We start from the raw sequence: 7,951 nt of genomic DNA on the forward strand, positions 1-7,951 counted from the left end.
AAGCGCGCTCTCGAACGCGAGGGCATGCGCGATCACTGTCACGTCGTCATGGACGGCGAGCATCGGCGGCGTGGCGGCGGCGCGCTGGGCGATGAGGCGGCTCACAGGTCGAAGAACACCGTTTCCCGCTCGCCCTGAATGACGATGTCGAACCACCACGTCCCGTCCTCGCGGCGGCGGGCGATCAGGGTGTCGCGGCGCTCCTCGGGGACCTGAGCGAGCACCGGGTCGGCCTCGTTGCCCTCCGCGCCTTCGAAATAGAGGCGGGTGGGCAGGCGCTTGAGCACCCCGCGCCCGAACACCGAAACCGCGATGTGCGGCGCCTGCAGCGTGTTGCCCGGTCCCGGAACGCGGCCGGGCATGACGGTGCGGAAGCGGTAGACGCCGCTCTCGTCGGTCGATGCGCGGCCGAACCCGGTGAAGTTCGGGTCGATCGCCAGGTCTTCGCGCGGGTCGTCGGCGCTGCAATAGCGACCGGCGGCGTTAGCCTGCCAGATCTCGATCATCGCGTCGCTGACCGGATCGCCGTTGCCGTCGTAGACGCAGCCCGCCAGCGCGATCACCTCGCCCTCGGGCGCGTCCTTGGGCGCGCTGACGTTGAGGATGTAGTGCGCCTCGGGGAACAGCTCGGGCCGCGCGCCCATCTCGGACGCGCCGACGAGGTCCGCGCCGCCCTTCCACGGCAAACCGTAGTGGAAGAAGGGACCGACCGTCTGCGAGGGCGTCTGGCCGAACAGCGCGGGATCGAGGTTGTCCGCACGGGGAGCGGCGTTGCGGGTTTCCAGATCAGTGGTCATGATGGTCGTCCTCGAACGGGGTCTGGTCGCGGCCCTTGAGCACCACGTCGAACAGGTAGCCGAGCGCCCAGTTGGGCACCGTTGTCGCGATGTCGAAACGGCAGACCATGCGGTTACGGTAGGGCATCGGCACGGCGTTGGCGATCGGGTCGATCTCGATCAGCGGATCGTCGGGGAAATAGAGCTGCGTCACGAGCCGCGTCGAGAAGGCCGGGCCAAGCAGCGAGAGATGGATGTGCGCCGGTCGCCACGCATTCTTGTGGTTGCCCCAGGGATAGGCACCGGGGCGGATCGTGGTGTAGCTGTAGCGGCCCTGATCGTCGGTGATGACCCGGCCAGCGCCGGTGAAGTTGGGGTCCAGCGGCGCGTCCCAGTTGTCCTTGCCGTGGATGTAGCGTCCCGCGGCATTGGCCTGCCAGATCTCCATCACGGTGTTGGGCACCGGCCGCCCCCGATCGTCGAGCACGCGGCCCGAGACGACGATGCGCTGGCCTTGCGGCGGCGCCTTGTGCTGGGCAGTGAGGTCGGCCATCGCGCCGCCCATCAGCCGGTCCCAGCAGCCGGTCGGGCCGGTCGTCTCGGTCAGCGTCTGCTGCAGGGGAAGCGGTGCGAGCGACGGGCTGCGCAGGCCCGTCGAGCGGTAATCCGGGACGAGCGATGGCGGCGATCCCGCATCCTCGAGGGCATAGGGCAGAACTTCAGTCACGGGTCATGGCTCCGGAACGGGGTTGATTGGAAGGGGCTGTCATCAGGCGGTGCCCATGGGAAGGCCGACGTAGTTCTCCGCCAGCGTGCGCTGGGCGGCGCGCGAGCCGCGGATATAGTCGAGTTCGGCGGCCTGGATGCGGCGGGCGAAGCCGTCCATTTCCGGGAAGCGGTGGGTGATCGAGGTGAACCACCAGGAGAACCGCTCCGCCTTCCACACCCGGGCGAGGGCGCGGGCGGAGTAGCCGTCGAGCCTGGCCTGGCTGCCGCCGCGATAGTGCTCGACGAGCGCTTCACCCAGGAACATGACGTCGGAAACCGCGAGGTTCATACCCTTGGCCCCGGTCGGCGGGACGATGTGCGCGGCGTCCCCGGCAAGGAACAGGCGGCCCCAGCGCATCGGCTCCGACACGAAGGAGCGCAGCGGCGCGATCGACTTCTCGAAGCTGGCTCCGCGCGTCACGCGCGACGCCGCCTCGGGGCCGATGCGTAGGCACAGTTCGTCCCAGAAGCGTTCGTCGGGCCAGTCCTCGATGCTCTCGTCCAGCCCGCACTGGATGTAATAGCGGCTGCGCGTGGCCGAGCGCATCGAGGCGAGGGCGAAGCCGCGTTCGTGGTTGGCGTAGATCAGTTCGTGGTCGGCGGGCGGCACGTCTGCAAGGATACCGAGCCAGCCGAAGGGATAGACCCGCTCGAAGGTACGCAGGACATCGGCGGGGATGCTGGCGCGGCTGACGCCGTGGTAGCCGTCGCACCCGGCCACGAAGTCGCAGCGCAACTCGTGCGCCTCGCCGTCCTTGTGCCAGCGGACCACGGGGGCATCCGTGTCGAGGCCCTCCAGCGTGACGTCTTCGGCGTTCCATTCGATCCGCAGGCCGCGCGCGGGGGCGGCTTCGAACAGGTCGTGCATGACTTCCTGCTGGCCGTAGACGGTCACCGCGCTGCCGCCGGTCAGTTCGGCCATGTCGATGCGGAACAGCGAACCGTCGAGCGAGATCTGCGTGCCGCCGTGGACGAGGCCCTCGCGATCGAGCCGCTCGCCGAGGCCGAGGCGGTGCATCAGGTCGGTGGTGACCTGTTCGAGCACGCCCGCGCGCACGCGGCCCTCGACGTAGCGGCGGTCCCGCCGCTCGATGACGATGGCGTCGATGCCCTCTGCCGCAAGCAGATGTGCGAGAAACATACCGGCCGGGCCGGCACCGATGATGGCAACGCTGGTGCGCATGAAAATCCTCTCCTGAGCTGTCAGGGGCTTGTCGACGTGGCCCGCTGCAGCTCCGTGCTGTGTCGCCATCCTACTCCTGCGACCCGCGATGGACATGGCCGCGCCGACATATTACTTGGACGAAACGACAGCCCGCAAGGTGAGCGCTCTTGAGCAAGCATACGGTCCCTTCCTTCTACCTCTACGGAGAAGCGCCAAGGCTGGTGCACAAGGACTTCGTCCACGTCGAAGCGCTGGTCGACCGGTCACGCCCCAGCGAATGGACGATCCAACCGCACGCGCATTTCGAGCTGAACCACATCTTCGTTCTGCTCTCCGGCGGCGGAGCGATGAAGGCGGACGGCGCCCTGCTGCGGATCGAGGCGCCGGGCTTCCTGCTTGTGCCTGCATCGACCGTGCACGGCTTCGAATGGCTGGAGGACAGCGAGGGCTTCGTCGTGACCGTGGGTAGCAGCTACGTCGCCGACCTCAACGCTGCTGACGAAACCCTCGCCGACCTCTTCGCGCGGCCAAGGGCGGTCGGCCTCGCGGCCGGGGAAGTCGAGCACGTGCGCCGGATCGTCGCCGACCTCGTGCGCGAGTTGAACTGGGCTTCGGTGGGGCACCGCGCGGCGGTCAGCGCGGCGATGCTCTCCCTGCTAGTGGTCGCCATCCGCAGCATGGACGCGCCGGCGGCAGCGGGAGCGCGCGCAGGTGTCCACGCCTCGACCGTCGCGCGCCTGCGCGAACGGATCGAGCGGCGGTTCCGCCTGCGCGAGCCGATCTCGAGCCACGCCGCCGCGCTGGGGGTGAGCGAGACCGCCTTGCGTGCTGCCTGCGCCAAAGTGGCGGGACGCTCGCCCGGCGAGATGCTCGACGAGCGGGCCTTGCTGGAGGCGCAGCGGGCGCTGCTCTACACGAACCTGTCCATATCGGAGATTGGGTTCTCGGTCGGCTTCGCGGATCCGGCTTATTTCAGCCGGTTCTTCCAGCGCAAGCTCGGCCTGTCTCCGCGCGCCTACCGCACGAAATTTGCTTCCCGGGCCGTGGTCCTGCTCGATTGAATGCCGCCTTCGCGGGAATGACGGCGCTACGATCCTCGATTGTCATTGCGAGTGCAGCGATCGAGGAGTGCATTCAGAATTGCAGCCGGAAGAAGCCTTTATATTGGTCAGGTCATTTTTCGGCCGAAGGAAAAGCGCCTGATGGTATTCCTTACGCCGGGCATGGCGTGACGGCTAACGCCCCGGCATTATTCCACGCAAGCTAGTTATCTGATGTATTGTGTCGATGAGGTAGGGCCAATATGGAAGGGGAGTAAAGCGAGTCAGGGGGCGTTGCTCCGCCCGGCTCTCAAGGGAGAACGCTGTGAAGATCATTTCGGCCAAGGTCATCGTGACCTGCCCTGGTCGCAATTTCGTGACGCTGAAGATCACGACAGATCAGGGCGTGTACGGGATCGGCGACGCCACCATGAACGGGCGCGAAAAGGCCGTCGTCGCCTATCTCGAAGATCACGTGGTTCCGTGCATCATCGGCATGGACCCGCGCCGGATCGAGGACATCTGGCAGTATCTCTATCGCGGTGCCTACTGGCGCCGCGGCCCGGTGACGATGCGCGCGATCGCGGCCGTCGACGTCGCCTTGTGGGACATCAAGGCCAAGATGGCGGGCATGCCGCTCTATCAGCTGCTCGGCGGCCGCAGCCGCGACGGCGTGATGTGCTACGGTCATGCCAACGGCGCCGACATCGCCGAGACGGTCGATGCGGTCGGCCAGTACATCGATCTTGGCTACAAGGCGATCCGCGCGCAGACCGGTGTGCCGGGCATCAAGGATGCCTACGGCGTCGGACGCGGCAAGCTGTTCTACGAGCCGGCCGACGCCGCGCTTCCGTCGGTCACCGGCTGGGACACGCGCAAGGCGCTGAACTACGTGCCCAAGCTGTTCGAGAAGCTGCGCGAGACGTACGGCTTCGACCATCACCTGCTGCATGACGGTCACCACCGTTACACCCCGCAGGAAGCCGCGAACCTCGGCAAGATGCTGGAGCCGTACCAGCTGTTCTGGCTGGAGGACGTGACCCCGGCCGAGAACCAGGAGGCGTTCAGGCTGATCCGCCAGCATACGGTGACGCCGCTGGCGGTGGGCGAGATCTTCAACACGATCTGGGACGCCAAGGACCTGATCCAGAACCAGTTGATCGACTACATCCGCTGCACGATCGTCAGCGCGGGCGGCGTCACGCACCTGCGCCGCATCGCTGATCTTGCCGCGCTCTACCAAATTCGCACCGGCAGTCACGGCGCGACCGACCTATCGCCGGTGACGATGGGCACGGCGCTGCACTTCGACACCTGGGTTCCGAACTTCGGCATCCAGGAATACATGCGCCACACCGAGGAAACCGACGCGGTCTTCCCGCACGACTATCGCTTCGCGGCGGGCGAGCTGTTCTGCGGCGAGACCCCTGGCCACGGCGTCGATATCGACGAGGAACTGGCGGCGAAATACCCCTACAAGCCCGCCTACCTGCCGGTCGCCCGGCTCGAGGACGGGACGATGTGGAACTGGTAAGAGGCGGCAGCGTGGCAAGGATCGTCTGCCTCGGAGAGGCGATGGTGGAACTGTCCGGCTCGGCGGGAGCATGGGGCGTGGGGTTTGGCGGCGATACGCTGAACACCGCCATTCATCTCGCCCGCGCCGGGCATGACGTCGCCTACATGACCGCGCTGGGCACGGATGCCTTCAGCAATGGACTGCGCACGGCATGGACGGCGGAGGGGGTCGATTGCGGTCTCGTCCTGACGCATCCCTCGCGGCAGGCCGGGCTCTACGCCATCACCACCGACCCTGCGGGCGAGCGCAGTTTCACTTACTGGCGGGAAACCAGCGCGGCGCGGGCGCTGTTCGAACTGGAAGCCGTTGATGCCGCGATGGACGTTGCCGAAACAGCGAATCTTCTGTGCTTTTCGCTGATCTCGCTGGCGATCCTGCCGCCGCAGGGGCGGCGGGACCTGCTCGCCCTGGTCGGGCGGGTGCGCAATTGCGGCGGTCTGGTTGCCTTCGACGGCAACTACCGCCCGCGCTTATGGGAATCTCCCGAGGCAGCGGCGCGCATGCGTGACGAGGCGATCGGCCTTGCCGACATCGGCCTGCCGACTTTCGAGGACGAGGCGCTGCTGGACGGCGCAACCTCGCCGCAGGCGGTCGCTGCGCACTGGCGGCGGCTCGGTTGCGGCGAGGTCGTAGTCAAGCTGGGCGCGCAAGGCTGCCTCCTGCCCGACGCAACGGCTTGCCCGGTGCCGAACGCCCTGAGCCCGGTCGATACCAGCGGCGCCGGAGACGCCTTCAACGGCGGCTACCTCGATGCCCGCATGCGGGGCGTTCCGGTTGCGGAGGCGGCACTCGCCGGGCACCGGATGGCAGGCTGGAACGTCATGCGACGCGGCGCGATCCCCCCGCGGGACCCGGCAGCGCCCTATATCGCACCGGAAAATTGGTAAGACATGTTGCGGGCGCCCGCGGCTTGTGACATTCATCGGGGATGGCGGAACGCTTGAAACTGTATCAGCGCGTGGCGCAAGAGATCGAACAGCGCATCGGAAGCGGGCAATATGCGGCCGGCAGCCGGCTGCCTGCGGAGCGTGATTTTGCCGAGCAATTCCAGGTCAGCCGTCCCACGATCCGCGAAGCGATGATCGCGCTCGAGATTCGGCAACTGGTGGAAGTGCGCCATGGCTCGGGCGTCTACGTGGCCGAGGAAATCCCTGCCGACCGCACTCCGGCCGAACTCAACGTCGGCGCGTTCGAACTGATCGAGGCGCGCATCATGTTCGAGGGTGAGGCCGCCGCGCTCGCCGCGACCGTCATGTCCGACGAGGAAGTGGCGCGTGTCGGCGAAATCCTCGAACGGATGGAGGCACTCGATCCCGCGACGGCGGAAGAGCTTGTGCTTGACCGGCAGTTCCACATGGCGATTGCCGAAGGCACGCAAAGCTCGCTGGTGGCCCAGACCGTCGAACACCTGTGGGACCTGCGCGAACAGTCGCCGCTGTGTCGCCACATGTTCGAGCAGGCGCGGCAGGTCGGCATCAACCCGCGCCCCGACGAGCACCGCCGGGTCTACGACGCGCTCGTCCAGCGCGATCCCGAGCAGGCGCGCTCCGCCATGCGCGCCCATCTGATGCGCGTTTCGGAGGACCTGCTGGCCGTCACCGAACTCCAGTTGATCGAGAAGGCCAGGCAGGAGATCGGCGAAAAACGCCGCCGCATCCGCGCGTAGCCGGCCGGCGGCGGCCTGGTGTCGAAGCGGACATCGAAGGGCATTTGACGCGCCTGCCGGTGCTCGCTACCGCAAGCCGCGATGATTGCCCTTCTGTCTCCCGCCAAGACGCTCGATTTCGAGCGTGTGCTCCCGCCGCTCGCCGTTTCGACCCCGCACTTCGAGGAGGAGGCGACCAGCCTTGCGCGCTCGGCCGCGAACCTCACGCAGAAGCGCCTTTCCGAGCTGATGCATATCTCGCCGCGTCTGGCGAAGCTGAACGCCGACCGTTTTCGCGACTTCCCCGAACTGCCCGAGCGGCAGGCGCTGTTCGCCTTCGCCGGAGACGTCTACACCGGGTTCGAGGCGCATACGCTGGACGAGCCGGGCGTGACTTTCGCGCAGGATCACTTGCGCATGCTCTCGGGCCTCTACGGGCTGCTGCGCCCGCTCGACACGATCAAGCCTTACCGCCTCGAAATGGGCACTCGCTGGGCGCCGCGCCACAAGTCCCTGACCGACTGGTGGGGCGACCGCATCGCCGCGCTGCTGCGCGAACAGGTGGCGGAGGAAGGATCGGGGGTCGTGCTCAACCTCGCCAGCCAGGAATACTTCGCCGCCGTCTCCGGGCGCCTTTCCGGCATCCGGGTGATCGAGGTCGAGTTCCGCGAGCCCGGCCCCAACGGCCCGCGCTTCATCAGCTTCAACGCCAAGCGTGCGCGCGGCATGATGGCGCGCTGGATGTGCGAGCACCACATCACCGACGTCGATGCGATGCGCGGCTTCGACACCGACGGCTACCGCTTCGATGCCGAGGAGAGCGACGCCGACCGCTGGCGCTTCACGCGCGCCTGACGGGGACGCCGCTGCCTTCGGTAGTTCATGGGAAATGCCCATCCGGGCATTTCCTTGCGGCACCGGCCCGCTCCCCCACCCGATCACCCTCAGGATACTACCGTTGGGTGGTCGGGTGGGGGAGCG

General features: G+C 67.2%; 8 protein-coding genes. 5 read left to right on the forward strand and 3 right to left on the reverse strand.

What is annotated here, in order from left to right; translation table 11 throughout:
- Positions 1-101: 101 nt before the first annotated feature.
- From pcaG to pobA, 3 genes are read right to left on the reverse strand one after another with little or no spacing between them, the layout of a single operon-like run.
- Positions 102-797 (reverse strand): protocatechuate 3,4-dioxygenase subunit alpha, encoded by a 696-nt coding sequence (gene pcaG, locus ACYPYD_RS14130; RefSeq protein ID WP_459663754.1) that lies wholly within the window; start codon positions 795-797, stop codon positions 102-104.
- Complete coding sequence (pcaH, locus tag ACYPYD_RS14135; RefSeq protein ID WP_459663756.1) at positions 787-1,503, reverse strand: protocatechuate 3,4-dioxygenase subunit beta; 717 nt, start codon at positions 1,501-1,503, stop codon at positions 787-789. Before pcaH ends, pcaG begins: the two co-directional genes overlap by 11 nt.
- 42 nt (positions 1,504-1,545) lie before the next feature.
- The gene (gene pobA / locus ACYPYD_RS14140; protein ID WP_459663758.1) at positions 1,546-2,727 is read right to left on the reverse strand and encodes a 4-hydroxybenzoate 3-monooxygenase; all 1,182 of its coding nucleotides are present in this window, start codon (positions 2,725-2,727) and stop codon (positions 1,546-1,548) included.
- Between the two features lie 149 nt (positions 2,728-2,876).
- On the opposite strand from pobA, the gene ACYPYD_RS14145 reads away from it, so the two are divergent.
- The 5 genes from ACYPYD_RS14145 (at position 2,877) to yaaA (ending at position 7,825) form a co-directional block, all read left to right on the forward strand.
- Positions 2,877-3,770 carry a helix-turn-helix domain-containing protein gene (locus ACYPYD_RS14145; protein ID WP_459663759.1) on the forward strand — a complete coding sequence of 298 codons (894 nt, stop codon included), beginning with the start codon at positions 2,877-2,879 and terminating at the stop codon, positions 3,768-3,770.
- Positions 3,771-4,074: 304 nt separating this feature from the next.
- Positions 4,075-5,283 carry a D-mannonate dehydratase ManD gene (manD, locus tag ACYPYD_RS14150; RefSeq protein ID WP_211151697.1) on the forward strand — a complete coding sequence of 403 codons (1,209 nt, stop codon included), beginning with the start codon at positions 4,075-4,077 and terminating at the stop codon, positions 5,281-5,283.
- Complete coding sequence (locus ACYPYD_RS14155) at positions 5,271-6,212, forward strand: sugar kinase (RefSeq protein ID WP_459663761.1); 942 nt, start codon at positions 5,271-5,273, stop codon at positions 6,210-6,212. The genes manD and ACYPYD_RS14155 overlap by 13 nt, the downstream gene beginning before the upstream one ends.
- A 41-nt stretch (positions 6,213-6,253) precedes the next feature.
- Positions 6,254-6,991, forward strand: coding sequence for a FadR/GntR family transcriptional regulator (locus ACYPYD_RS14160; RefSeq protein ID WP_211151696.1), 738 nt, complete (start codon positions 6,254-6,256; stop codon positions 6,989-6,991).
- Between the two features lie 81 nt (positions 6,992-7,072).
- Positions 7,073-7,825: a peroxide stress protein YaaA gene (gene yaaA / locus ACYPYD_RS14165; protein ID WP_459663762.1), complete on the forward strand. Its 753-nt coding sequence runs from the start codon at positions 7,073-7,075 to the stop codon at positions 7,823-7,825.
- The last annotated feature ends 126 nt before the right edge of the window (positions 7,826-7,951 follow it).

The sequence above is a fragment of the Novosphingobium sp. 11B genome (genome assembly GCF_054589055.1).

Excerpts from the sequence above, each read along its gene's own strand:
- pcaG (WP_459663754.1), bottom strand. The coding sequence starts at position 797 with ATGACCACTGATCTGGAAACCCGCAACGCCGCTCCCCGTGCGGACAAC.
- pobA (WP_459663758.1), bottom strand. The coding sequence starts at position 2,727 with ATGCGCACCAGCGTTGCCATCATCGGTGCCGGCCCGGCCGGTATGTTT.
- ACYPYD_RS14160 (WP_211151696.1), top strand. The coding sequence starts at position 6,254 with ATGGCGGAACGCTTGAAACTGTATCAGCGCGTGGCGCAAGAGATCGAA.
- yaaA (WP_459663762.1), top strand. The coding sequence starts at position 7,073 with ATGATTGCCCTTCTGTCTCCCGCCAAGACGCTCGATTTCGAGCGTGTG.